The organism is Ulvibacter sp. MAR_2010_11 (assembly GCF_002813135.1).
Lineage (GTDB): Bacteria > Bacteroidota > Bacteroidia > Flavobacteriales > Flavobacteriaceae > Altibacter.
This window is the reverse complement of sequence record NZ_PHTY01000001.1, coordinates 408,560-430,115: the sequence shown is the minus strand read 5'-3', so window position 1 is coordinate 430,115 and position 21,556 is coordinate 408,560. Positions and strand designations below refer to the sequence as shown.

25 protein-coding genes are annotated in these 21,556 nt (G+C 40.2%); 12 read left to right on the top strand and 13 right to left on the bottom strand.

The window, feature by feature from the left end; genetic code table 11:
* The first annotated feature begins 116 nt into the window (after nucleotides 1–116).
* Nucleotides 117–479: a Na(+)-translocating NADH-quinone reductase subunit F gene (locus ATE92_RS02120; protein ID WP_100802129.1), complete on the top strand. Its 363-nt coding sequence runs from the start codon at nucleotides 117–119 to the stop codon at nucleotides 477–479.
* Nucleotides 476–1,504, top strand: coding sequence for an FAD:protein FMN transferase (locus ATE92_RS02115; RefSeq protein WP_100802128.1), 1,029 nt, complete (start codon nucleotides 476–478; stop codon nucleotides 1,502–1,504). Before ATE92_RS02120 ends, ATE92_RS02115 begins: the two co-directional genes overlap by 4 nt.
* Here ATE92_RS02115 and ATE92_RS02110 read toward each other — a convergent pair.
* The 7 genes from ATE92_RS02110 to pepE all read right to left on the bottom strand — a co-directional run bounded on the left by ATE92_RS02110 (nucleotide 1,481) and on the right by pepE (nucleotide 7,433).
* Nucleotides 1,481–2,245, bottom strand: a complete 765-nt coding sequence (locus tag ATE92_RS02110) for a class I SAM-dependent methyltransferase (protein ID WP_100802127.1) — start codon at nucleotides 2,243–2,245, stop codon at nucleotides 1,481–1,483. The two genes, ATE92_RS02115 and ATE92_RS02110, sit on opposite strands and share 24 nt — an antisense overlap.
* Before the next feature lie 11 nt (nucleotides 2,246–2,256).
* Entirely contained in the window at nucleotides 2,257–3,075 is an 819-nt protein-coding gene (gene map / locus ATE92_RS02105; protein ID WP_100802126.1) for a type I methionyl aminopeptidase, read from the bottom strand.
* A 9-nt stretch (nucleotides 3,076–3,084) separates the two neighbouring features.
* On the bottom strand, nucleotides 3,085–3,492 hold the full coding sequence (locus ATE92_RS02100) for a BT0820 family HAD-type phosphatase (protein WP_100802125.1): 408 nt from the start codon (nucleotides 3,490–3,492) through the stop codon (nucleotides 3,085–3,087).
* Nucleotides 3,493–3,581: 89 nt separating this feature from the next.
* On the bottom strand, nucleotides 3,582–5,096 hold the full coding sequence (gpmI, locus tag ATE92_RS02095) for a 2,3-bisphosphoglycerate-independent phosphoglycerate mutase (RefSeq protein WP_100802124.1): 1,515 nt from the start codon (nucleotides 5,094–5,096) through the stop codon (nucleotides 3,582–3,584).
* A 60-nt stretch (nucleotides 5,097–5,156) separates the two neighbouring features.
* The gene (locus ATE92_RS02090; RefSeq protein ID WP_100802123.1) at nucleotides 5,157–5,921 is read right to left on the bottom strand and encodes a M48 family metalloprotease; all 765 of its coding nucleotides are present in this window, start codon (nucleotides 5,919–5,921) and stop codon (nucleotides 5,157–5,159) included.
* Nucleotides 5,922–5,948: 27 nt separating this feature from the next.
* Nucleotides 5,949–6,689 (bottom strand): M15 family metallopeptidase, encoded by a 741-nt coding sequence (locus ATE92_RS02085; RefSeq protein ID WP_100802122.1) that lies wholly within the window; start codon nucleotides 6,687–6,689, stop codon nucleotides 5,949–5,951.
* Between the two features lie 36 nt (nucleotides 6,690–6,725).
* Entirely contained in the window at nucleotides 6,726–7,433 is a 708-nt protein-coding gene (gene pepE, locus ATE92_RS02080) for a dipeptidase PepE (protein WP_100802121.1), read from the bottom strand.
* 81 nt (nucleotides 7,434–7,514) lie between these two features.
* Between pepE and ATE92_RS02075 the strand changes: the two genes are divergently transcribed.
* The 10 genes from ATE92_RS02075 to ATE92_RS02030 all read left to right on the top strand — a co-directional run bounded on the left by ATE92_RS02075 (nucleotide 7,515) and on the right by ATE92_RS02030 (nucleotide 15,908).
* Nucleotides 7,515–8,324, top strand: a complete 810-nt coding sequence (locus tag ATE92_RS02075) for a carboxypeptidase-like regulatory domain-containing protein (protein WP_100802120.1) — start codon at nucleotides 7,515–7,517, stop codon at nucleotides 8,322–8,324.
* Complete coding sequence (locus ATE92_RS02070; RefSeq protein WP_100802119.1) at nucleotides 8,311–9,084, top strand: carboxypeptidase-like regulatory domain-containing protein; 774 nt, start codon at nucleotides 8,311–8,313, stop codon at nucleotides 9,082–9,084. Before ATE92_RS02075 ends, ATE92_RS02070 begins: the two co-directional genes overlap by 14 nt.
* A 58-nt stretch (nucleotides 9,085–9,142) precedes the next feature.
* The gene (locus ATE92_RS02065) at nucleotides 9,143–9,646 is read left to right on the top strand and encodes a DUF6702 family protein (protein ID WP_100802118.1); all 504 of its coding nucleotides are present in this window, start codon (nucleotides 9,143–9,145) and stop codon (nucleotides 9,644–9,646) included.
* A gap of 68 nt (nucleotides 9,647–9,714) precedes the next feature.
* Nucleotides 9,715–12,021, top strand: a complete 2,307-nt coding sequence (locus ATE92_RS02060) for a M1 family metallopeptidase (protein ID WP_100802117.1) — start codon at nucleotides 9,715–9,717, stop codon at nucleotides 12,019–12,021.
* Nucleotides 12,022–12,102: 81 nt separating this feature from the next.
* Nucleotides 12,103–12,390, top strand: a complete 288-nt coding sequence (locus ATE92_RS02055) for a twin-arginine translocase TatA/TatE family subunit (protein ID WP_100802116.1) — start codon at nucleotides 12,103–12,105, stop codon at nucleotides 12,388–12,390.
* Nucleotides 12,391–12,987, top strand: a complete 597-nt coding sequence (locus tag ATE92_RS02050) for a phosphatase PAP2 family protein (RefSeq protein ID WP_100802115.1) — start codon at nucleotides 12,391–12,393, stop codon at nucleotides 12,985–12,987.
* A 416-nt stretch (nucleotides 12,988–13,403) separates the two neighbouring features.
* The gene (locus ATE92_RS02045; RefSeq protein ID WP_100802114.1) at nucleotides 13,404–13,889 is read left to right on the top strand and encodes a hypothetical protein; all 486 of its coding nucleotides are present in this window, start codon (nucleotides 13,404–13,406) and stop codon (nucleotides 13,887–13,889) included.
* Between the two features lie 2 nt (nucleotides 13,890–13,891).
* Nucleotides 13,892–14,533: a hypothetical protein gene (locus ATE92_RS02040; RefSeq protein ID WP_100802113.1), complete on the top strand. Its 642-nt coding sequence runs from the start codon at nucleotides 13,892–13,894 to the stop codon at nucleotides 14,531–14,533.
* Nucleotides 14,503–15,267, top strand: coding sequence for a sensor histidine kinase (locus ATE92_RS02035; protein ID WP_100802112.1), 765 nt, complete (start codon nucleotides 14,503–14,505; stop codon nucleotides 15,265–15,267). Before ATE92_RS02040 ends, ATE92_RS02035 begins: the two co-directional genes overlap by 31 nt.
* Before the next feature lie 2 nt (nucleotides 15,268–15,269).
* Nucleotides 15,270–15,908: a response regulator transcription factor gene (locus tag ATE92_RS02030; RefSeq protein WP_100802111.1), complete on the top strand. Its 639-nt coding sequence runs from the start codon at nucleotides 15,270–15,272 to the stop codon at nucleotides 15,906–15,908.
* Nucleotide 15,909: 1 nt separating this feature from the next.
* Here the strand turns inward: ATE92_RS02030 and ATE92_RS02025 are convergent, their stop codons facing one another.
* From ATE92_RS02025 to ATE92_RS02000, 6 genes are all read right to left on the bottom strand, one after another.
* On the bottom strand, nucleotides 15,910–16,551 hold the full coding sequence (locus ATE92_RS02025) for an O-methyltransferase (RefSeq protein WP_100802110.1): 642 nt from the start codon (nucleotides 16,549–16,551) through the stop codon (nucleotides 15,910–15,912).
* Nucleotides 16,551–17,633: an amidohydrolase family protein gene (locus ATE92_RS02020; protein WP_100802109.1), complete on the bottom strand. Its 1,083-nt coding sequence runs from the start codon at nucleotides 17,631–17,633 to the stop codon at nucleotides 16,551–16,553. Before ATE92_RS02020 ends, ATE92_RS02025 begins: the two co-directional genes overlap by 1 nt.
* Nucleotides 17,634–17,783: 150 nt before the next feature.
* Nucleotides 17,784–18,569, bottom strand: a complete 786-nt coding sequence (locus ATE92_RS02015) for an SDR family oxidoreductase (protein ID WP_100802108.1) — start codon at nucleotides 18,567–18,569, stop codon at nucleotides 17,784–17,786.
* A 142-nt stretch (nucleotides 18,570–18,711) separates the two neighbouring features.
* Entirely contained in the window at nucleotides 18,712–20,157 is a 1,446-nt protein-coding gene (locus tag ATE92_RS02010) for an aldehyde dehydrogenase (RefSeq protein WP_100802107.1), read from the bottom strand.
* Nucleotides 20,158–20,165: 8 nt separating this feature from the next.
* Nucleotides 20,166–21,008, bottom strand: a complete 843-nt coding sequence (locus ATE92_RS02005; protein WP_232729101.1) for an alpha/beta hydrolase — start codon at nucleotides 21,006–21,008, stop codon at nucleotides 20,166–20,168.
* 99 nt (nucleotides 21,009–21,107) lie between these two features.
* Nucleotides 21,108–21,533: a RidA family protein gene (locus ATE92_RS02000; RefSeq protein ID WP_100802106.1), complete on the bottom strand. Its 426-nt coding sequence runs from the start codon at nucleotides 21,531–21,533 to the stop codon at nucleotides 21,108–21,110.
* Nucleotides 21,534–21,556: the final 23 nt, after the last annotated feature.

Genomic DNA, 21,556 nt, shown 5'->3' with positions numbered 1-21,556 from the left:
TCCTAACATAGTAATTATTTGCCGCCTTTCGTTTTTATGGAAGGCGGTTTTTTTTATTTCTGAAACGTTTACACAATTCTTCTTAGTAATTTTGCTGTTTGGAATTTTTACGAAGAATGAACGAAGAACTTACCTCACAAGAATTACATAACCTGGCGATGAATATTGTTGGCAAGGACTTGGAAGCAAACGGATTTGAATTTTTAGGAGTGAATTCGAAACTGAAAAAGGATCCGCAGTTTGTCGCCTTGAAGGATAAAGTCCTTCACTTTGTTATTGTTCGCGCGATTTCTTATCCCGAAGATGCAAATGTGTACGACCCTGTTTTTATGCAGACTATCAAACAACACGCCCAGAAATTTGAGGCTAAAACCTATTATGCAGGCGTTGGCTTGGGCCACGGAAGTGATTATGCCAAACCGGTTATAAAAGATGAAGACTACACAATGGTCTATAACGGATTACAAGAAATACTATGAAAAAACTGATTTTTATTTTTTTGGGATGCGTACTTATTTCCTGCGGGAAAGAGGAGAAAGAAGTGTTCTCGCTCCACGGAGATGCCTTTGGCACGACCTATAGCATTCAGTATTATTCGAATAAACTAATTGATGCCGAACGCGGAATAGATTCTGTAATTCACGCTGTGAACAAGTCGGTTAGCACCTATATGCCCAACAGCGATATTTCAAAAATAAACCAAGGAGATAGCACGGTGGTGGTCGATTCGATTTTTAAACAAGTTTTTCGTATTTCTGAAACGGTTTATACAAATTCACAAGGCTATTTTGACCCTACCATAGGAGTGCTGCGAAATGCCTATGGATTTGGAGATACCAAACCTTTGAAGAAAATGGATAGTATCACTTTGGATTCGCTAATGCAATATGTTGGCTTCCGAAAGGTGTCTCTTTTGAAGGATGGTAGAGTTGCCAAAACACACCCCGAAATATACTTCGATTTTAATGCAGTTGCCAAGGGCTACGGAATTGATTGTCTTGGCAGGTATCTGGAATCTCAAGGAATTACAGATTATTTAATCGAATTGGGAGGTGAAGTATTGGCCAAAGGATCAAATCTTTTGAAACATAAGCCATGGATTGTTGGGATTGAAAACGTTGACTCAAATTTAAGCAACCGAAGCTACGAGGCAACCATTCAATTAGAAAACAGGGCTATGGCGTCTTCGGGGAATTATCGGAAATTCAGAATTGACAGTCTCACAGGAAAGAAATATGTTCACACACTAAATCCATTAACCGGCTCAGCCGATCAGAGCGATGTTACCAGTGCCACGGTGGTTGCCGCAACCTGCGGTGAAGCCGATGCTTATGCAACTGCTTTAATGGCGCTGGGCTTGGAAAAATCGAAATTACTACTGAAGGAAACTGCAGGTATTGAGGCCTATCTCACCTTTATGGATTCGATGCATAAGCCGCAGGTATACATGACTGAAAACTTCAGGAAATTACTGGTCGATTCACTTGGTACAAACGGGAAGTAACTCACCTTTGGCAAGTCGGTAACGATCGATATCTGCTGCCGACAAGGACTTTGTATAATCCACTGCCTCCACTTTAAAGCCAACGCTTGCTAATTTCTCGAAATAATCGATTCCATACACTCGCACATGATCGTACTGCCCGAAAATTCGGGCGCGTTCCTTGGGATCGGTAATGGAATCGTCTTCGAAAGTCACGGAGCGTTCGGCATCGTAAGGAACTTGTAGAATAGCTGTACCTCCCGGGGTCAACACCCTGTATAATTCTTGCATAGCCTTGGTATCATCGGGGATATGTTCCAATACGTGGTTGCAAATAATAAAATCGTAGCTATTATCTTCAAAAGGAAGGTTACAAATATCTGCCTTTATATCGGCGATCGGAGAATTGAGATCGGTTGTAGTATAATCTAAATGCTTCATCTTTCGGAAGCGGCTGTAAAAGGCCTGTTCGGGTGCAAAATGCAACACCTTGTGCCTTTCAGAAAAAAAAGAAGTCTCATTTTTCAGAAACAACCAGAACAATCTGTGACGTTCCAATGAAAGTGTTCCGGGAGATAATACATTCTCACGTACTTTTTCGTAGCCGTAGGGTAAAAACTTTCGGTACGACTTTCCGTCAATGGGATCGGTGTATTTAGTGCCTCTAAGAAAAAAAGCGACTATAGGTCGTACCACAAAGCTCATTCTGATTAAAAAAGTTCGGGGAAATAAATTTAGAAAAAATTTAAAGAGTTTTTGCATTGTGAAATCAATTACAATACAAGTTCCTTCTGCCTGAATTCATTTTCTTCATCACTTTCAATTCCCAGTGCATCGTAGATATATCCGAAGGTTGAAAGCAGTTCGGGTTTTCCGTTTACCAAAGCCACATTATGTTCAAAATGCGCACTGGGTTTACGGTCCAGGGTAAGAATGGTCCAACCGTCTTCCAGTTGTTCAATTTTTCGCGTCCCCATATTAATCATGGGTTCAATTGCCACAGTCATTCCTTCAATAAACTTCTTGCCTTGTCCGCGACGTCCGTAATTGGGCATTTCGGGATCCTCGTGCATTTTTCTGCCCAAGCCGTGTCCAACCAATTCTCTCACGACCCCGTAACCATGTGCTTCACAATACTGTTGAATGGCATAACCAACGTCTCCGTTTCGGTTTCCTGCCTTAAATTCACGAATCCCTACATAGAGCGATTCCTTTGTAATTTGAATTAGTTTTTTAACAGCGGGAGCAACTTCGCCCACTTCGAAGGTATAAGCGTGATCCCCGTAAAAGCCGTTTTTTATAGCGCCACAATCTATCGAGATGATATCTCCTTCTTTTAATGGGATGTTATTAGGAAAGCCATGAACCACTTGTGCATTGGGACTCATACAGAGTGTGTTCGGAAAATCGTACAATCCCAAAAAGCCCGGAATGGCACCCAAATCACGAACATGCTCTTCTGCCAACTTATCTAAATAAAGTGTGGTAACGCCCGGTTTCACTTCCTTTGCGAGTATCCCCAATGTTTTGGATACAATTAGGGCTGCTTCGCGCATTAACTCTATTTCTTCGCTTGTTTTAGGTATAATCATTGCTGTTTTTTAAAAGGAAAACCATCCTCTTTTTCTTTTTTTATACGTTGAATCATCGGGTTTTTCTTCGCCAATCATATCCAGATAAATTTCTCCCCAACTTTTAAGTCCACCAATATTGCGATCGTCAATAAAGAAGTCGGCGTTAATCTTTCTACTGTATTTAGGATCAAATTCTTCTTCAGGAAAACTTTTATTCACGGCATAGAAAACAATTCCATTGTCTTTGCAAAATGCAACTGCTTCGTCTAATGCCTTTCCGTTTCTATACGTCCATAAAATCAACCGATGCCCTTTTTCCTGCAGTTTTTTCAAAGTATCAAAAGCAAAAAGTACCGGCTTACCAATCTTGGGATATTCATCTTCTACAATAGTACCGTCAAAGTCTATCGCTATGGTATAAGTCTCGTGAATCATACGTCATTTAAAAGCGCAAAAATACAAAGAATATTGGCATTTTTAAAGTTAAATGCCTGGAAGAACCAATCAATGCAATAAGTAAATCGCTACAGTAGTGAACTTCTTGTCATCACATCAGGTTTCTCAATTCCCATTAAATTAAGGATGGTAGGGGCGATATCTCCCAAAACTCCTTCCTTAATCGATTTAAAATCGTCGTCTACAAGAATGAGCGGCACCGGATTGGTGGTATGTGCCGTGTTGGGAGATCCGTCAGGATTTCTCATGGTTTCACTGTTTCCGTGATCGGCCAAAATAAGAACGCTATATCCGTTGGCTTTAGCAGCTTCAACAATGGCTTCACTACATTTATCAACCGTTTCGCAGGCTTTTATGGCGGCTTCAAAAACACCGGTATGACCTACCATATCGGGATTCGCAAAATTCAAGCAAATAAAATCGGCTGTTTGACCATTGATTTCCGGTAGAATTTTATCGCGAACCTCGTAGGCGCTCATTTCGGGTTTTAAATCGTAGGTAGCAACTTTTGGAGAAGAGCATAGGATTCGTTTTTCACCTTCGAAAGCAGCTTCCCTCCCGCCGTTAAAAAAGAAGGTAACATGTGGGTATTTCTCGGTTTCGGCGATACGAATTTGCGTTTTTCCATGTTGTTCCAACACCTCGCCTAAGGGATTAATTACATTGTCTTTATTATAAACCACCTTAATTCCTCGAAATGAGTCGTCGTAATTGGTAAGCGTGACATAGTACAAGGGCAGGGTTTTCATTCCGAAGCCTTCGTAATTATTTTGTGTCAATACCTCGGTGAGTTGGCGGCCTCTGTCGGTTCTGAAATTGATAAAGATAACCACATCATTTTCTGAAATAGTGCCTACCGGACTACCGTTTTCAGTCATGACAATGGGTTCTATAAATTCGTCGGTGATTCCGTTGGAATAGCTATCTTGAATACTTTGCACTATATTTTCTGAAGAGGTTCCCTTTCCAAAGCGAAGTAAATCGTATACTCTTTTAACCCGTTCCCAGCGTTTGTCTCTGTCCATGGCATAATACCTGCCAATAACCGAAGCAATTTTCCCTGTGGTTTTTGAAAGATGTTGTTGTAAATCGGCAATGTGATGCACCCCCGATTTTGGATCGACGTCGCGTCCGTCGGTAAACGCATGCACAAAGACATTGGTCAACCCGAAATTATGTGTTGCAGTTAGTAAGCCCTTTAAATGACTTATATGCGAATGCACCCCCCCATTGGAAACCAATCCCAGAAAATGCACTTTTTTATTGTTGTCTTTAGCGTATTGAAAAGCGGCTTTTAGCGTTGGTTCGTCTTTTAATGTGTTGTTTGCAACAGCTAAGTTTACCTTTGCCAAGTCCTGATACACGATTCGTCCCGCGCCTAAATTCATGTGCCCTACCTCACTGTTTCCCATCTGCCCTTCGGGCAAACCAACGTTCATTCCATGGGTTAACAATTGTGAATTCGGGTACTTTTTATACAAGGAATCGATAAAGGGAGTATAGGCTTGGGCTATCGCCGAAACGGAAGGATCCTGGGTAATTCCCCAACCGTCAAGGATTAACAAAAGGACTTTTTTATGCATGGGGCAAAGATAAAAACAAAATCCCGCAAGGCGGGATTTAATAAAGGATTAAATACAATTTTAACCTCCGTATTTTTTGATTGCGGCCTTAATATGTTCTATTCTATTTTCGGGATCCGGATGCGTACTTTGAAACTCGGGGGCTCTACTTGGGCCCGCTGCAGCTTTTAAAATTTTCATAACGTCGATCATTTCATAGGGGTCGTAACCGGCTTTTATCATAAATCGAACGCCTAGATCGTCACTTTCCAATTCGTCATCCCGTCCGTTCCCCAATAACACATTTTGACCAATTCCGGCAACAATTCCACCGGCATCGGCTCCCACCGAGGCTCCTTGAGATATGGTTTGCCAAAACTCACTATTGGCAATGCGTTCTGCCGAATGCCTGCCTAAAACATGACCTACTTCATGACCTAATACTCCGGCCAACTGATCTTCGTTCTCTAGTTTTGATAGCAGGGCGTAGGTGATAAATATTTGTCCGCCGGGCAACGCAAAAGCATTGATGGTTTCGGCATCTGCAAGTAGGTGAAAATCGTATTGATAGGGTGTTTCTCTCGCTACTGTATTATCCACCAGTTTTTTTCCAACCATGTCTACATAGGCCTGCATACGCTCGTCCGGGTATAGGCCGCCGTATTCCTGTGCCATTTGCGGTGCACTTTGAAGTCCGATGGCAATTTCCTCTTCAGTTGTCAAGGAAATAGTTTGTTGCTTCTTGGTATAAGGATTTTCTTCGGTATTTGCACATTTCTTAAAAAATGCAAATGCGATGATGGCAAGCCCTATAAAAATTCGGATTTTCCAGCTACTTCTTCTCATAATTCAGCAGTTAATTCCTTAAAGTTACTAAAGTAATTCGGGATTAATATCTAAAATATTTTCAGAACGATATTGAGCGATAAATGCTTCCGAAAAATGCTCGGCTCCTTCTATTTTTTCTTCTAACAAAATTTGTTGTACATCCAATTCCTTGTATGCCTGAAGCATTGGTTTTGATACCGGTGCATAACTAAAGTGCCAGGGCTCATATTTAAAACCTTTTCTATTAGCATTGTTGGTATAAACTTCAAAAAAACCAAAAGCATTGGCGTTTTCATGCAACCAGTCTTTTAATTTACAGAAAGGCCCGTCTCCATGAAAATGTTGAGGTTGCAGCACACTCTCCGGGCGAGGCGCATTCGCATCAATTAGATCCAGGTCGGTTCCCCAATGGTGTCTGGAAGTACCCGGAATTGTCGAATACTCTATTATTTTTTTTATGGCGTCCATGGGAGTTGCACCCAGACCGGTAAAGCGTTTGTACTTACCTTCAAAAATTTCTTTTTGCCGTTCAAAACTTCGATAAGCCGATACAACTTCAATTCGAATCCCATGTTGTGCAGCTTCGGTGCTCATGTTTTGTAAGGCTGTTTTGGCGTCTTTGTGCATTTTTGAAGTATAGGTAGCTCCAATAATATCGGGATTACCCTTTCCAATTAGCTGGTCACGACTATAGGTTTGTAGTAATGTGTTCATGGAAAAACCCGGAAGGACAGCCGCCGAAACTCCCAGAATTGCAGTAGTTTTTATAAAATCTTTTCTTTTCATAGCCAAAAATAGGGAGTTATTAAAAGTACAATTATTTTAGAAACCTTTTGCCAAATCGGTTCCGGATTCTACTTCGAAAGGTTCATCATTAGGCTCAAAAACTCTTGCGCTTAAATTGCCTTGTAAGATTATCTCTTCTTTGCGCACTCTTAACCAGCTTCCTTCGCGTAGTCCTATTACCGGAACGCTATTTTGAGTGTGATATTCTTTTATTCGGGTTTCGCGTGTTTCCCCCATATGCTTGCTGGTAGTATCCGGGTCGAGGTAATGCGGATTCAAATTAAATGGAATTACGCCTAGCGTTTTAAAGGAGGGAGGATACACAATGGGCATATCGTTGGTGGTTTGCATGGTGACACCGGAAATATTACTACCGGCACTGGTGCCCAAATAAGGGAGACCATTAAAAATAGCTTCTCGCAAGGGTTGCATTAATTTGAAATTATACAACTGCGATACCAGTAAAAAAGTATTACCCCCACCTGTAAATACACCTTTGGCATCTTTGAGGGCTGCTTCGGTAGTAGGATAGGTATGAATACCCACCAGTTTTTTGCCGATTTTAGCAAATGCTTCGGAAGCTTTTTGTGTGTAGTCATCGTGTGAAATGCCTCCGGGGCGTGCATAAGGAATAAAGAGTACTTCTTCGGTTTCAGAAAACAATTGAGCAATTTCATCCAAAAGATAATCGAGATAGTTTCCGCCGAAAACGGTGGAGGTACTGGCGATAATGAGGTTTTTCATAGCGTATTTCAATTTGTAAATTTAACAAATACTCTGCTAACCTTAAGATTTTAGTAAGAAAACAAACTGTACTTTTAAGGTATGTATAAATTACTACTTCTTGTTGTACTTATATTACTTCCCATTAGTGTTTTCTCACAAGAAATTGAGCGTGTGAAGATTCAAGGGCTAATTACGGCTCCTCAAGGGGAAGATGTGGAAGGAGTGAGTGTGTATAATATTTCGGCACAAACCGGAACTATTACCAATGCTGAAGGTGCCTTCGAAATTGAAGTTGCCGAAAATGACCGAATTCAAATTACAGCTCTGCAGTTTCAGAGCTTTACGGTGATTATTGACCGAGGCGTCGTAGCAGTAAAAAGAGCCACCATCTATCTCAACCCGGCCGTAAATCAGTTAAAAGAAATAACCGTGCGACCCTACGATCTTTCCGGGAATATTGTTGCCGATGTAAACAGAATTGATACCTACGACTATCGTAAACAATGGGATTTATCGTATGAAACGATGGAATTCAGATATGAGTTTTCGGACGATGCGCTTACATCAATTAAAGGAAATAAGGCCGAAGAAGCTTTTTATAACGGACAAAAACAGGCGAGCCTAGATTTTGTGGGTTTGACCAGTTTGTTGTTTTCGGGTAAAAGGAAAAATAAATCTCAGGAAGCAGTCCAACGGAAAGCGCTTTTAAGAGCCACGCGAGAAAGATTTAGCAATGATTACATCACAAAAACCTTCGAAATTCCCGAAGATAAGGTCAACGACTTTTTTTATTTTATAGAAGATAAAGCTATTGAAACCAGACTGTTGAAAACAGAGAATGAATTACTTATGATAGATTTTTTAGCACAGCAAAGTGTCATTTACAAACAACAACTTGGGAAAAATTAAAATTGTACTTTTTTATGGCTTTTTGTGTCTAGCTTCTACAATCGGGGCACAGGAGCAATTGCTTCACGGTAACATTACAAACGACAAGGAGGTAGAAGGTATTCATATTATGAATAAAACCACCCAATACAACAGCGTTACCGACGAAAACGGAAATTTTAGTATAATCGTAAACAAGCAGGATACCATTTATATTTCGTCGGTGAATTATGTTCCGGACCGAATTGTAATTTCGGAAGAAATCTACGAAAAAGGCTTGCTTATAATTACACTCGAAGAGCTGGTAAACCAGTTGGATGAAGTGTATTTGGGGCCCAATCTAACCGGAAATATTGTAACCGATTTAAAAAATATTAAAACCGAAAAGCCTCTCAATTTTGATGATGTGGGTATTGAAGGATTTAAAGGTGAACCCGAGGAAAAAATAGTTCCCATGGTGCCATATGTTGGTCTGGCAACGGCTGTCGATCTTGAGGCAATGTATAAGCATCTAAGCGGATATTTCCGAAAACTGCGTCTAAAGCGGGAATGGGAAGGTGAGAATAGGATCGTTGCTCAAATCATCAATAAATACACAGACCGTTTTTTTGAAGAAGCCTTTCACATTCCGAATAATAGACTCTACGATTTTTTGCTGTTTTGTATTGAAACAACCGATTTGAAAAAAGATTTCGAAAATGAAAATTATGCGCTGGTGCTTCAAATATTTCAGGAACAGGGCGAAATATATGTCGAACGTTTTTCAGAAAAAGAGGAATGATAATTGTAACATTGCTCCAAAAATAACGTCAAACACACTTTGAAAATCTCCGAAATTCATGAATTTATTAAGAATTGCAACGCTACTACTTCTTTTTACCATAGTTACAGCAGCTTCAGCACATAAGTTTTATGTGAGTATTACCAAAATTGAATACGTACAAGAAAAGCAATCGGTTCAAATTATCACCAAAATATTTATAGACGATTTGGAGGACGTCTTGCAACAACGCTACAAACCAACCATTTCTTTAGCCACTCAAAATGAAACTGCCGAAGATCTGGCTTATATGAAACAATACATACTTCAGAAATTGCAAATTGAGGTAAATGGAAAGCCTGCAACTCCTAAATTTATTGGAAGCGAATACGAAACGGACGTTGTCAAAGTCTATCTCGAAATTACCGGCGTGCAAAATTTAAAAACATTGGAAATTGAAAATTATCTGTTACTCGATATGTTCGATGAGCAACAAAATATTGTCCACTTAAAAACTTCAAAAAGCAGGCGAAGTCTTGTCCTGGATAAAGACAATCCTAAAGGAGTGTTAAACTTCGATTAATCGATTAAATAAATACTTATTAGACCTATTTTTAGCAACTCTAAATTAATTAAACCAGACTACATATCATGAAATTAGTAAAGTACCTATCCTTAGTAACGTTGTTCCTCGTTACGGGAATGAGTTATGCACAGGATGAAAGTGAAACTCCAAAACGTGAACCGGGACATTATAACAACAATCGTTTTAAGCAATTGTATGAAGAGTTTTCTACTCCCAATATGTTCAGAACAGCAAGTGGTGCTCCCGGACCAAATTATTACCAGCAGCAGGCAGATTATGTGATGGACATCGAGCTGGATGATAAAAACAAAATTATTACTGGGTTTGAAACTATTACCTATTCTAATAATTCACCCGATGTATTAGAATATCTATGGGTGCAATTGGATCAGAATGTACGTGCCAAGGATTCGAAATCTCCTTTAATTGAACCCAGTGGGGCTGTTCCTGCCGATATGGCCAGCAGATTTGTAGGCCAATACATGGGATCACCCTTTGATGGAGGTTTTAACATTCAGGAAGTAAAAGATACAAAAGGCGCAAGTCTTCCCTATACCATCAACCAAACCATGATGCGGGTAGAAATGCCCAAAAATTTAAATCCGGGTGAAAAATTCTCATTTTCCATAAAATGGTGGTACAATATTCCAGATCATACCATTGACCGTGCCCGAAGTGGGTATGAAGTATTTGAGGACGGAAACCGTGGTTATGTAATTGCACAGTTCTATCCAAGAATGGCGGTGTACAACGATGTAGAAGGCTGGCAAAATAGTCAGTTTTGGGGTCGCGATGAGTTTGCATTGCCCTTCGGAAATTTTGAGGTGAATATTACTGTGCCTGCAGATCATATATTGGATGCTACAGGTGAACTTCAGAACAGGAAAGAAGTTTTTACAAAAGAAATGATGAATCGTTATGAGCAAGCGAAGAAGTCGTACGACAAGCCTGTTCTTATAGTTACTCAAGCGGAAGCGGAAGCCGCTTCCAAAGGCTTTTCAACGGCAAAGAAAACATGGAAACTCAAGGCCGAAATGGTACGTGATTTTGGTTTTGCAACCTCACGAAGATTTATTTGGGACATGATGGCCGTGAAGATTGGGAATCGAGATGTGATGGCAGTATCTGTCTATCCGCCGGAAGGGAATCCGCTTTGGGAAGAATACTCTACCAAAGTTGTGGCGAGCACCTTGAAAACTTATAGCCGAATGGCATTCGATTATCCTTATCACAAGGCGATATCAGTACATGCCAAGAATCAGGGGATGGAATATCCTATGATTTGCTGGAATTACGGAAGACCGGAAAAAGATGGGACTTACAGTGATCGTACCAAATACGGCATGATGAGTGTGATTATTCATGAAGTGGGACATAACTATTTTCCAATGATTGTAAATAGTGATGAGCGCCAATGGACCTGGATGGATGAAGGATTAAATACCTTTGTGCAATACGTTGCCGAACAAGATTTTGGTGAGTGGTATCCCGATGCTATTGCACCTAATAAAAAATATCCTTCACGTCGCGGCCCTGCCAAAGAGATTGTAGATTATATGGCCGGGGATCAGAAAACACTGGCGCCAATTATGACCAAGGGTTTAAATACCTATAATTTTGGAGCAAACGCCTATTCTAAACCGGCAACCGGATTGAATATTCTGCGTGAAACCATTATGGGACGGGATTTATTCGATTACGCTTTTAAAACCTATTCGCAACGCTGGATGTTTAAACATCCTACCCCTGAGGATTTTTTCAGAACCATGGAAGATGCTTCGGCTGTAGATTTGGATTGGTTTTGGAGAGAATGGTTTTATACCACCGACTATGTAGATATTGGAGTTAAGGAAGTTAAGAAGTTCTATGTAACTTCAAAAATGAACAAGCAGGTAAGAGAAATGATAGCCGCTCGCGGGATGAAAGAAAGTGATCTACCGCCTTTGGTGTATCTGGTGGAAGAGGGTAGTGAAGATTTCGAGGAAGGCATGCGTACTTCAACTTTGAACGATGTGAAGACACTTCAGGAGTACATTATGGATAATATTCCGGCCGAAGACAGAGCAAAACTTAAAAATCCGAAGTACTTCTACGAAATAACCTTCGAAAAACCGGGAGGCATTCCAATGCCCATTATAGCCGAATTTACCTATAGTGACGGTAGTACCGAAAGAATTACCTATCCTCCTCAGATATGGAGAAAGAATGACGAATCGGTTGGAAAGGTAATTGCTTCAGAAAAGGAAATTACAAAGATCGTTGTGGATCCGGATGAAGAAACAGCAGACATTGACGTTACCAACAACACCTGGCCAAAACGGAAACAGTTAGGAGAGTTTGAAAGTTTCAAAGAGAACGTAAAAGGGCAATAGCCTGACAATAATTTTAGAAAAGCCCTGTTACTTTAATGGGGCTTTTTTATTTTAGGCTCTAAACTTCCTTATATTTGCAGTATGATAGCAACTAATTTCTTTCTATTTATAAGCGGTGCAGAGATAGCATTTATTCTCTTCGTAGTGCTTATGGTTTTTGGAGCCGACAAGGTTCCTGAAATTGCTCGTGGGCTAGGGAAAGGAATGCGACAGATTAAAGATGCTACCAACGATATAAAAAGTGAAATCTCTAAAAGTGCCGAAAAGCAAGGTATAGATTTAGATATTACCAAGGATGTTAGAAACGAAATAGACAAGGTTAAAGAAGATGTAGAAGATTCGATAGGTCCCGTAAAAAGAAAGTTCTAAATGTTAGAAGTCCTTAAAGAATGGGATCGTGAGTTGTTTATTTTTCTGAATAGTTTAGGAATTGAACAATACGATGGATTTTGGCTCTTTGTCACTCAAATAAAATCCTGGATTCCACTTTTTGCTTTCCTGGTTTTTCTTATTTTTTATTATTGCCGTGGGAAACAAGGATTTATAGTTTTTGGTTTTCTATTGCTTACATTTAGTGTAACCCTTTTTGTCACCGATTTCACCAAAGAACTGGTTGGAAGATTACGACCCAATAATGTGGAGGCCTTTGCCGAATTGATACGTGCGCTTCAAAAGCCAACCACCTTTAGTTTCTTTTCCGGTCACGCTTCTTCAAGTTTTTCAATCACAACATTTGTAGTTCTGGTGTTGCGAAAACATACAAAATGGATCTATTTTGTGTATCTCTGGCCTTTGATTTTTATTATGAGCCGAATTTATGTGGGGGTACATTACCCCAGTGATCTATTTGTTGGGGCGCTGGTGGGAACAACTTTTGCAGTTGTATTTTATAGGTTCTATAGCCACCTAACTGCCTATCTGTTCAGACGTACGGTAACCGACATGGAAAAAGGCTCGGAAAATTAATTCCCGAACCTTTAGGATATGTAATTACTTACATGAAAAAAAGCGGTAACAAAACCCTCCCCAAAGCTGCTTACGTCTTGAAGAGGGCTTTGCTTTATTTCTTAATGATTTCCACACTATTCAAAGATACAGCGCAACTATGAAAAATTTGAGTGTCAAAACCCTGTAATTGTAACCTTATTATTCCTGAACCATTTCAAGGAAAATGCGGTATTCCTAGGGATGATTGTATCATAAACCGTGAGGTGAAACAACCCAATTTAATAGGGGATTTCCCCCTATTTAGCGAGACGTCAAATTGTTAAAAGGCTGATAATAAATAAGTTAAGATGTAGTTATAGTTTTGGAAAATTGTACGGTCTAATTTTATAAAGATTTAATACCTAATTTTACATAAACCATAAAATCAGTGTATTATGAAATCAAAAGCCCTATTCCCCTTAGCACCTTTTGCATTAGTTGTTTTTATTGTAATAGTTTTTTCCTGCGATCCACAGGTTCCACCTCCTCAACAAGTGATTAGTTATCAGGATGCTAATGTGTTGGAAGAAAATTTTAAAACTACCAGAGCTGCTATTATTAATGACTCTCTTGGATATGAGGATACCAGAGAGTTTTGGTTTTCTTTAGATTCGCTGAAGAAGTATATCGAATATGTCGAGTATGAAGCACGTCAGCAGGGAATTGAACAGCTGGGACTCCGTGTTTATTTTGCCTCATATCCGCAGAATAGCAATTACCCCGATCCCGGATTTGCTACTGTGCTCTTTGTCCCAACAAAGCAGGTCGAGCCGTCCCCAATAAGACAAGGCTTTTTCCCTATGGTTCCAATAAATGAGAATATCCAAACAATTGATGCATTTAATTTTGGGCATGGAGGGAAACCTCCAACAGATTTGTAATCATGGAGATAAAGTACCTGTTATATATAATAACCTTATTAGAGTTGCTTGCAGCCATAATGGCTACAATCCATTTTAAAAAATACAGAGCTTCTTACGAAAAGTATTTCTTGTTTTTTATGTGGTATACTTTTCTGGTAGACTTAACAGGGGGCCTCATTGGCGATGTATTTTTAATGAATAATGCATGGTTATACAATGCTTTTATTATTACCAGTTTTCTATTTTATTTTAATTGGTATTATACCATATTAAGACGTTCAAATTTTAAAAAGGCGGTTATTGCTTTTACGATTATTTTTTCTGTTGTCGCTTTGTTTAATTTGTTTTTTGTAAGCTGGAAAGCATACCATAGCTATACATTTTTTACGGGAGCGGCATTTTTATTAGTGCTTACACTATTTCATTTTCATCAATTGTTAAACAGTAATGAAGTATTAATAGTTAAGCATAAACTTAGCTTCTGGATATCGACGGGATTGTTGCTTTTTTACATGGGGATGATACCTCTAATTTATTTGCTGAAGTATATAGGAATTGAACATTTAAGTTACCTATTTATATTAATAAGCCTGAATGTTATTCTATACGGCTGTTATACCATCGGATTTATATGGACGAAAAAGAAATACAATCATTTTTAATAATCTTTTCAGTAATAGCACTTGGTTTGGCACTTACTGTGATTGTGCTATTTGCGGTATTTCAGAAACGGAAAAATAAACTTATCCAGGAGCAACAGGAAGCGGAAAGACGATTTCAGGAAGAGATAATTGAAACACAAATAGAAATTAAGGAAGATACCTTACGGAATGTAAGTTGGGAATTGCACGACAACATTGGTCAATTACTTACGCTTGCTAAAATACAATTACAAAATTCTAAGGGCAGCCCGGAAGCCATTGAAGAAGCCGTTGCAACTATTGGTACAAGTTTAAACGAGTTACGCAACCTCTCCCGACTCATCAACCCAAATACGCTGAGCAACCTTACATTGGTGGAAGCGTTACAACAAGAAATAGAACGATTTAATCGTTTAAAGTACCTGGAAGCCTCAATAGAATACACAGACACCTACTTCTTTATCGATAATAAGAAAGAGATTATTATCTTTAGAATGCTTCAGGAGTTTTTTACAAATACAGTGAAACATTCAAAAGCTTCCAAGATTATGGTAGACGTTGCTTATAGCAACAAAATATTATATATAAATGCTCAAGATGATGGAGTTGGTTTCGACACTTCTCAAATTTCAACCAAAAGAGGTATTGGCTTAAACAACATTAAAAACAGAGCCAAGCTTATAGGAGCCGATGTAAAAATTACCTCTGAGCTCGGAAAAGGTACCCGACTTTCCCTCACCTATAAAATTGATTAATCATGAAGTATTCCGTAGTAGTAGTCGACGATCATAACCTTCTTTCACAAGCCATTGGAGGATTAATTGAAGATTTTGAACAATTTAAAGTGCTGTATCTGTGTAATAACGGACAGGAATTAATCGAAAAACTAAAAATCCCGAAGAATATTCCTAATGTGGTCCTCATGGACGTAAATATGCCCATTCTTAACGGAATTGAAGCCACCGAATACCTTAGGGAACATTTTCCCGATGTAAAAGTGCTGGCACTTTCCATTGAAGAAGATGATAATACCATTTTAAAAATGCTTCGGGCAGGGGCAAAGGGCTATTTAATGAAGGATGTAAAAAAATCGGAATTGGAAAATGCATTGCTGGAAGTCCTTAGTAAAGGATATTACCATACCAACACGGTTTCCAAACTATTGGTAGATTCCTTAATTCCCAAAGAAACCTCGGTTTCTTCCTTAAAAGAACGCGAAATAGAATTTATTAAACATGCCTGCACCGAAAAAACCTATAAGGAAATTGCAGACGACATGTGTCTTAGCTATAAAACCATCGAAGGTTATCGCAATGTGCTGTTCGAAAAACTAAACCTGAGAAATCGCACGGGATTGGTGATCTACGCTATTAAAAACAAAATATTTGTACCGTAAATTAGCGAACTCGGGATATGGTCAAACCATCTCTAATGGGCAACACCACTGTTTCCAACAAGGGGTGATCATTAAGCAATTTGTTGTATACAAGCAATGCTTTGGTATCTAAGTCGTCTTCTTGAACAGCTTCAATTACCTTGCCGCTCCACAATACGTTGTCACTTAAAATCACAGCTCCTTTGGATAGCTTCGGAAGGACAATTTCCAGATAATTGGGATAATTGTTTTTGTCGGCATCAATAAAAACCAAATCGAAGGTTTTGGATAGCTTCGGAATAATCTCCAAAGCATCTCCCGTATGCTGAAAAATTTGCTTTCCGTAAGGCGATTTGTCAAAATACTTCCGCTGAAAATCGTACAGCTCTTCGTTAATATCTATGGTATGTAACTCACCTGAAGCTTGCATTCCTTCGGCCAAACACAATGCAGAATAGCCGGTATACGTGCCTATTTCGAGAATATTTTTAGGATGTATTAATTTCGAAAGCATGCTCAACACGCGTCCCTGAAAGTGCCCACTCAACATTCGGGGTTGCAGTACTTTTTGCCAGGTTTCACGATTTAGTTCCTGCAACAATTCAGGTTCCTGCTGTGTATGCGCGACAACATATTCGTCTAATTTTTTCGGAAGAAAATCCATTAGCCTAAAATTCTATCTACCAGTTTTTTCTTGGCCGCTTTATCGTCCCCACACAACCACTGAATGACATTGTCATGCCAAATAGCGTCACATTCCTCCTCATTTAAGATTTTACGTTCCATCGCTAAATCCAATATCTTTCCGGGGTAGGAAGATTGTTGTAGACTTTCCATTTCTCCCAAAGGATACGGATCGTCAAGTCCCATTAAAACCTGCTTCACACCCTGATTTTTCACTAATAATTCTAACGAACCGGTATCGTGCACCAGCGTGTCGAAAAAGATGTTTTTATGTCCCACACTTTTCCGTGGATGTGTTTTTCCTTCAAAAAGATCGGGTCGCCCGTCAAATCCCTGTATTCTTCGACCCAGATTTATCTGCGCCAATTGCCCACCGTGTGCAAAACAGGTTCGCATGTTCGGGTATTTGTCGGCATAACCGTTCAGCGTTAAAAAATGATAGGCATCTGCACATTGCGCCAACATCCAGATTAGGTGAAAACGCCAGGAAGTATTTTCAAGTTTTATAAATTTTTCACCATCGTAGGGATGAATTTCAACCGCCAAATTATATTTATCGGCCAGTTCGAATATAGGTTCGTTTTCTTCGTCAAAAATACAGCGCCAGGTGCCAATGGTGTCCATATAATGAGTGGGCAGACACAGCAATTGCAAGCCTAAAACTTCTACACAACGCTCGATTTCCCACTGAGCGCCACGCACAAATCCGGGATGTACCACAAAACCGCAGGTGAATTTTGAAGGATGCTCTTTCTGTACCTTGGCGTTGAAATCGTTCTGAAACCGCAACGCCTGCTTCATTTCTTCCACCCGCAAACCGTTTCCGTATAATTGCGACAAATTTAAAACCACCGCATGGTCTATCTTAAATCGCTCCATCCACTCCAGTTTCTCATCTAAGAAGAAACTGGAATCGGTTACAGGCCTACTCCAATCCTTTTGCAACATGAACTTTCGGTCCTTGTCTACCCAAAAAATGCCCTTGTCCTTCATAAAACTCGGGATTTCTTCGGGATAAGGTAGTAAATGTGAATGGCCGTTGATGCGAAGTTTAGGTTTCATAGTCTTCCGGTCGTGCTCCGGTATCTTTTTATAACTGATTCATTATTTTTTTGGGCGAGCCCCGCCTGTGGCGGGTCGGGCTTTTCGCTGTATTCCCCAACTCGGTTGGGGGATGCCGCTTCAATCCCTCACGCAAACTGTTGGATAAAGTTACAAACTTTTAGTTCGTCCACCGTCTACGGGCAGATTTATTCCGTTGATGTAACTCGCAGCCTCACTTGCCAAAAAGGCAACCGCATTGGCAATTTCACCGGGTTGTGCAAATCTACGGGCCGGTACAAGACCTTTCATAAAGGCACTTGCCTCTTTCTCGGTCTTGCTCATTTTTTTGGCCGCATTGGCAACAATATCGTCCAATCGGTCGGTTGCTGTAAAGCCGGGAAGTACATTGTTAACGGTAATTCCAAAAGGTCCCAACTCGTTGGCCAGGGTTTTGCTCCAGCTGGCAACGGCACCGCGAATGGTATTGCTCACCCCCAAACCGTCAATAGGCTGCTTCACCGAAGTAGAAATAATATTGATAATCCTTCCGTAGTCATCCTGTTTCATTCCCGGAACAACAGCCTGCACCAAGATCTGATTGCACACCAAATGCTGTGAAAAAGCTTTGGTAAATTCGGTGACATCGGCTTCAAAAATAGAACCTCCTTTCGGACCTCCCGTGTTATTCAGCAAAATATGAAATACCTTTCCTTCGGCTGCCTTTGTCACCTTTTCGCGCAGCGATTCCGGATCGTTGAAATCGGCTACCAGATAATTGTGTTTTTGTCCGTCCTGGAACGGTAATTCCAACAAAGTCTCCTTAAGTTTTTCCGCATTTCTTGCAACCAATGTGATGGTGGCTCCCATTTCGGCTAATTGTATGGCGGAAGCTTTTCCAATTCCCGCGGTACTTCCGCAGATTAATGCATTTTTATTTTTTAAGTCTAAATTCATATCAGTGTCAGGTCGAGCGCAGTCGAGACCTATTTTTGTTTTCTACTAACCCCTCGACTGCGCTCGGGGAGATATGCTACTCGTATTTTTCTTTCAACTTTTGCTGCTCACTGCTCACTGCTCACTGCTCACTACTCACTGCTCACTCATACTTAATACACACATTCTTCGCTTCGGTGAAAAATCGCAGTGCCTCAAATCCGCCCTCACGTCCTACACCACTGTCTTTCATCCCGCCAAATGGGGTGCGCAAGTCTCTGTTCAGCCAGGTATTTACCCATACTATTCCTGCTTCTATTTTTTTGCTCATTCGCATCGTCCGATTTAAATCGGCGGTCCAAAGCGTAGCCGACAAGCCATATTTCACTCCGTTTGCCATTTGCAGGGCTTCTTCTTCGGTTGTAAAGGGCATGATTGTAACCACAGGACCAAAAATCTCCTCCTGATTCACACGGCATTGATCGTCATAGACTTCAATAATTGTTGGCTCCAAATAGTATCCTTTTTCAAAACCGGCAACTTTTACCGGTTTTCCACCACTTAGAATTTTTCCACCTTCTTTTTCCGCAAGAGCGATGTAGGACTGTACTTTCTCCAGATGTGGCTTTGAAACCAACGCTCCCATATCGGTTTTTGCATCAAAGGGATCACCTATTTTTAGTTGCTCCACCTTGGTTATAAAATCCTTTTTAAATTTTTCGTAGATGCTCTGCTCAACAAAGATTCTACTTCCGCAAAGACAAATTTGCCCCTGATTGGCGAAGGAAGATTTCACTGTTATCGCGAGCATTTTATCGTAATCGCAATCGGCAAAGATGAGGTTTGGGTTTTTTCCCCCTAATTCCAACGACAGTTTTTTGAACATAGGAGCGGCCGTTCGTGCAATGTGTTCTCCTGTAGCTGTGCCTCCGGTAAAAGAGATTGCTTTTATGTTGGGATGAGCCACAATGGCCTGTCCCGCCGAAGGACCGGTCCCATGTACTATGTTTAACACGCCTTTCGGTAAACCGGCTTCGGTACAAATTTCTCCTAAAAGAAAGGCTGTCATGGGTGTAACTTCACTGGGTTTTGCAACCACAGTATTTCCTGCCGCAATCGCCGGAGCTATTTTCCAGGTAAATAAATAAAGCGGTAGATTCCAAGGGGAAATACAACCCACCACACCAAGTGGCTGTCGCAGGGTAAAATTCATGGTGCCCAAACCGATGCTTTCATGTGCCTCACTGGCAAACTGTGTGATGGCATTCCCAAAGAACCGAAAATTACTGGAAGCTCGGGGAATATCTACCGCCAATGCCAAACTCAGGGGTTTGCCATTGTCCCTGGCTTCTGCCTCGGCTAAGGGTAGTAACCTCTTTTCGATTAGGGTTGCAATCTTCAATAATATCTTGCTCCGCTCTTCAATTGAAGTATTGGACCATCCGGGAAATGCGGCTTTTGCCGCTTCGTATGCCTTGGCAATATCTTTGGCATTCGAATTTGCAATAGTGGAATACACCTCCCCTGTAGCGGGATTGTAATTATCCAGCCATTTCCTTGAAAGGGGTTCGCAATAGTTGCCGTCAATATAATTGATAATTTTTTGCATAGTTTGTATTACTTTTCTTCAGGCGTGGCAAATATTTTTTTAAACGCATCGTAGACTGCCAAATGCAGTGCATCACCGTGGTTCGAATCTTGTAGAAAATTAAAATATAATGCAGTATTTTCAACCTTAAGCTGCGTTAATTTATTCTTTAACTGATACGCCATTCGTTCCATATTCGGTCCTTCCTTACCAACAGCAATGTAAATAGACTTGGCACCCTTATACGACTTTGGCTTGAATTGTAACAAAGTTTCATCATCCCACCATAGACTCGGACTCACGATGATATAATTGTCGAACATCTCGGGTTTTTTGAATAAAATTTCGGTAGCCAGAAGTCCGCCTAAAGATTGACCAATCAGTGTTTTTTCATTGGTGATATGGTAATTTTTTTGAATAAATGTTTGCACCTCGGTTTCGAGGAAGTGTATAAAATTTTCGGATTCGCCACTCAAGGGGAACTCGAGTTTATCTCTTGTACTGTTGGAAGGAAAGGTAAAATCTCTTTTCCTGTTAACATTTACAATTCCAACAACGATACTTTCAGGAATCATATTGATCCAGGAAAAGGAGCCAAATTGCACCAAGCCGGCTATATGAATAAAATCTTCATCGGCTGAGCCGTCCAAGAGGTAGATTACCGGATACTTTTTATTTGCATCGTTACCATAGCTTATAGGTAAATAGATATTGAGCGAACGATCTTCAGAAAGGGTTTCGGAGTAAAAACGAACCGTTTCACCAATGCAAAAATTTGTTTTGGAAATAGCTTTTTCAGCATTGTTTTGCGCAAACAGGCTGCTTCCCAAAAGAAAAATACTAAAGACTATTATTTGAATGCTTCTTTTCACTGTAGCATAGTATTAATTTAGTTCTTTTTCAGTCATATCAATTATTAATATTTTTCACAGCTCACAGCTCACAGCTCACAGCTCACAGCTCACAGCTCACTACTCACTACTCACAGGCTTATAAGCCATTGCTTTTATTTCAACTACCAAATTGGGGTGAGGTAATTGGTGTACTGCCACTGTAGTACGTGTAGGGCCGGTCTCCTTATTAAAATATTCGGCATAGACCTCATTGTAGCCGGCGAAATCGTTCATATTTACCAAAAAACTGGTAATATCTACTACATCGGCCATGGTGGCACCTTCGGTTGCGAGATAGTCTTTTAAATTTTCGAGTACCGCTCTGGTTTGTTCTTTAACATCTAAGCGCATGGTTCCCATATCGTCTACTTGATGTACTCCTGCAAACGTATTATCGGGCAATCTCGAACTGGTTCCGCTTACAAATATAAAATCACCTACTCTTTTTACGTGAGGATATGCGCCCCTTGGGGTTGCTTTTCCTGCTACTAATCTGCCTTCCATATTACTTCTAATTTTAGTACTCT

Excerpts from the sequence above, each read along its gene's own strand:
- ATE92_RS02120 (WP_100802129.1), top strand. The coding sequence starts at position 117 with ATGAACGAAGAACTTACCTCACAAGAATTACATAACCTGGCGATGAAT.
- ATE92_RS02115 (WP_100802128.1), top strand. The coding sequence starts at position 476 with ATGAAAAAACTGATTTTTATTTTTTTGGGATGCGTACTTATTTCCTGC.
- ATE92_RS02110 (WP_100802127.1), bottom strand. The coding sequence starts at position 2,245 with ATGCAAAAACTCTTTAAATTTTTTCTAAATTTATTTCCCCGAACTTTT.
- map (WP_100802126.1), bottom strand. The coding sequence starts at position 3,075 with ATGATTATACCTAAAACAAGCGAAGAAATAGAGTTAATGCGCGAAGCA.
- ATE92_RS02100 (WP_100802125.1), bottom strand. The coding sequence starts at position 3,492 with ATGATTCACGAGACTTATACCATAGCGATAGACTTTGACGGTACTATT.
- gpmI (WP_100802124.1), bottom strand. The coding sequence starts at position 5,096 with ATGCATAAAAAAGTCCTTTTGTTAATCCTTGACGGTTGGGGAATTACC.
- ATE92_RS02090 (WP_100802123.1), bottom strand. The coding sequence starts at position 5,921 with ATGAGAAGAAGTAGCTGGAAAATCCGAATTTTTATAGGGCTTGCCATC.
- ATE92_RS02085 (WP_100802122.1), bottom strand. The coding sequence starts at position 6,689 with ATGAAAAGAAAAGATTTTATAAAAACTACTGCAATTCTGGGAGTTTCG.
- pepE (WP_100802121.1), bottom strand. The coding sequence starts at position 7,433 with ATGAAAAACCTCATTATCGCCAGTACCTCCACCGTTTTCGGCGGAAAC.
- ATE92_RS02075 (WP_100802120.1), top strand. The coding sequence starts at position 7,515 with ATGTATAAATTACTACTTCTTGTTGTACTTATATTACTTCCCATTAGT.
- ATE92_RS02065 (WP_100802118.1), top strand. The coding sequence starts at position 9,143 with ATGAATTTATTAAGAATTGCAACGCTACTACTTCTTTTTACCATAGTT.
- ATE92_RS02060 (WP_100802117.1), top strand. The coding sequence starts at position 9,715 with ATGAAATTAGTAAAGTACCTATCCTTAGTAACGTTGTTCCTCGTTACG.
- ATE92_RS02055 (WP_100802116.1), top strand. The coding sequence starts at position 12,103 with ATGATAGCAACTAATTTCTTTCTATTTATAAGCGGTGCAGAGATAGCA.
- ATE92_RS02050 (WP_100802115.1), top strand. The coding sequence starts at position 12,391 with ATGTTAGAAGTCCTTAAAGAATGGGATCGTGAGTTGTTTATTTTTCTG.
- ATE92_RS02045 (WP_100802114.1), top strand. The coding sequence starts at position 13,404 with ATGAAATCAAAAGCCCTATTCCCCTTAGCACCTTTTGCATTAGTTGTT.
- ATE92_RS02040 (WP_100802113.1), top strand. The coding sequence starts at position 13,892 with ATGGAGATAAAGTACCTGTTATATATAATAACCTTATTAGAGTTGCTT.
- ATE92_RS02035 (WP_100802112.1), top strand. The coding sequence starts at position 14,503 with ATGGACGAAAAAGAAATACAATCATTTTTAATAATCTTTTCAGTAATA.
- ATE92_RS02030 (WP_100802111.1), top strand. The coding sequence starts at position 15,270 with ATGAAGTATTCCGTAGTAGTAGTCGACGATCATAACCTTCTTTCACAA.
- ATE92_RS02025 (WP_100802110.1), bottom strand. The coding sequence starts at position 16,551 with ATGGATTTTCTTCCGAAAAAATTAGACGAATATGTTGTCGCGCATACA.
- ATE92_RS02020 (WP_100802109.1), bottom strand. The coding sequence starts at position 17,633 with ATGAAACCTAAACTTCGCATCAACGGCCATTCACATTTACTACCTTAT.
- ATE92_RS02015 (WP_100802108.1), bottom strand. The coding sequence starts at position 18,569 with ATGAATTTAGACTTAAAAAATAAAAATGCATTAATCTGCGGAAGTACC.
- ATE92_RS02010 (WP_100802107.1), bottom strand. The coding sequence starts at position 20,157 with ATGCAAAAAATTATCAATTATATTGACGGCAACTATTGCGAACCCCTT.
- ATE92_RS02000 (WP_100802106.1), bottom strand. The coding sequence starts at position 21,533 with ATGGAAGGCAGATTAGTAGCAGGAAAAGCAACCCCAAGGGGCGCATAT.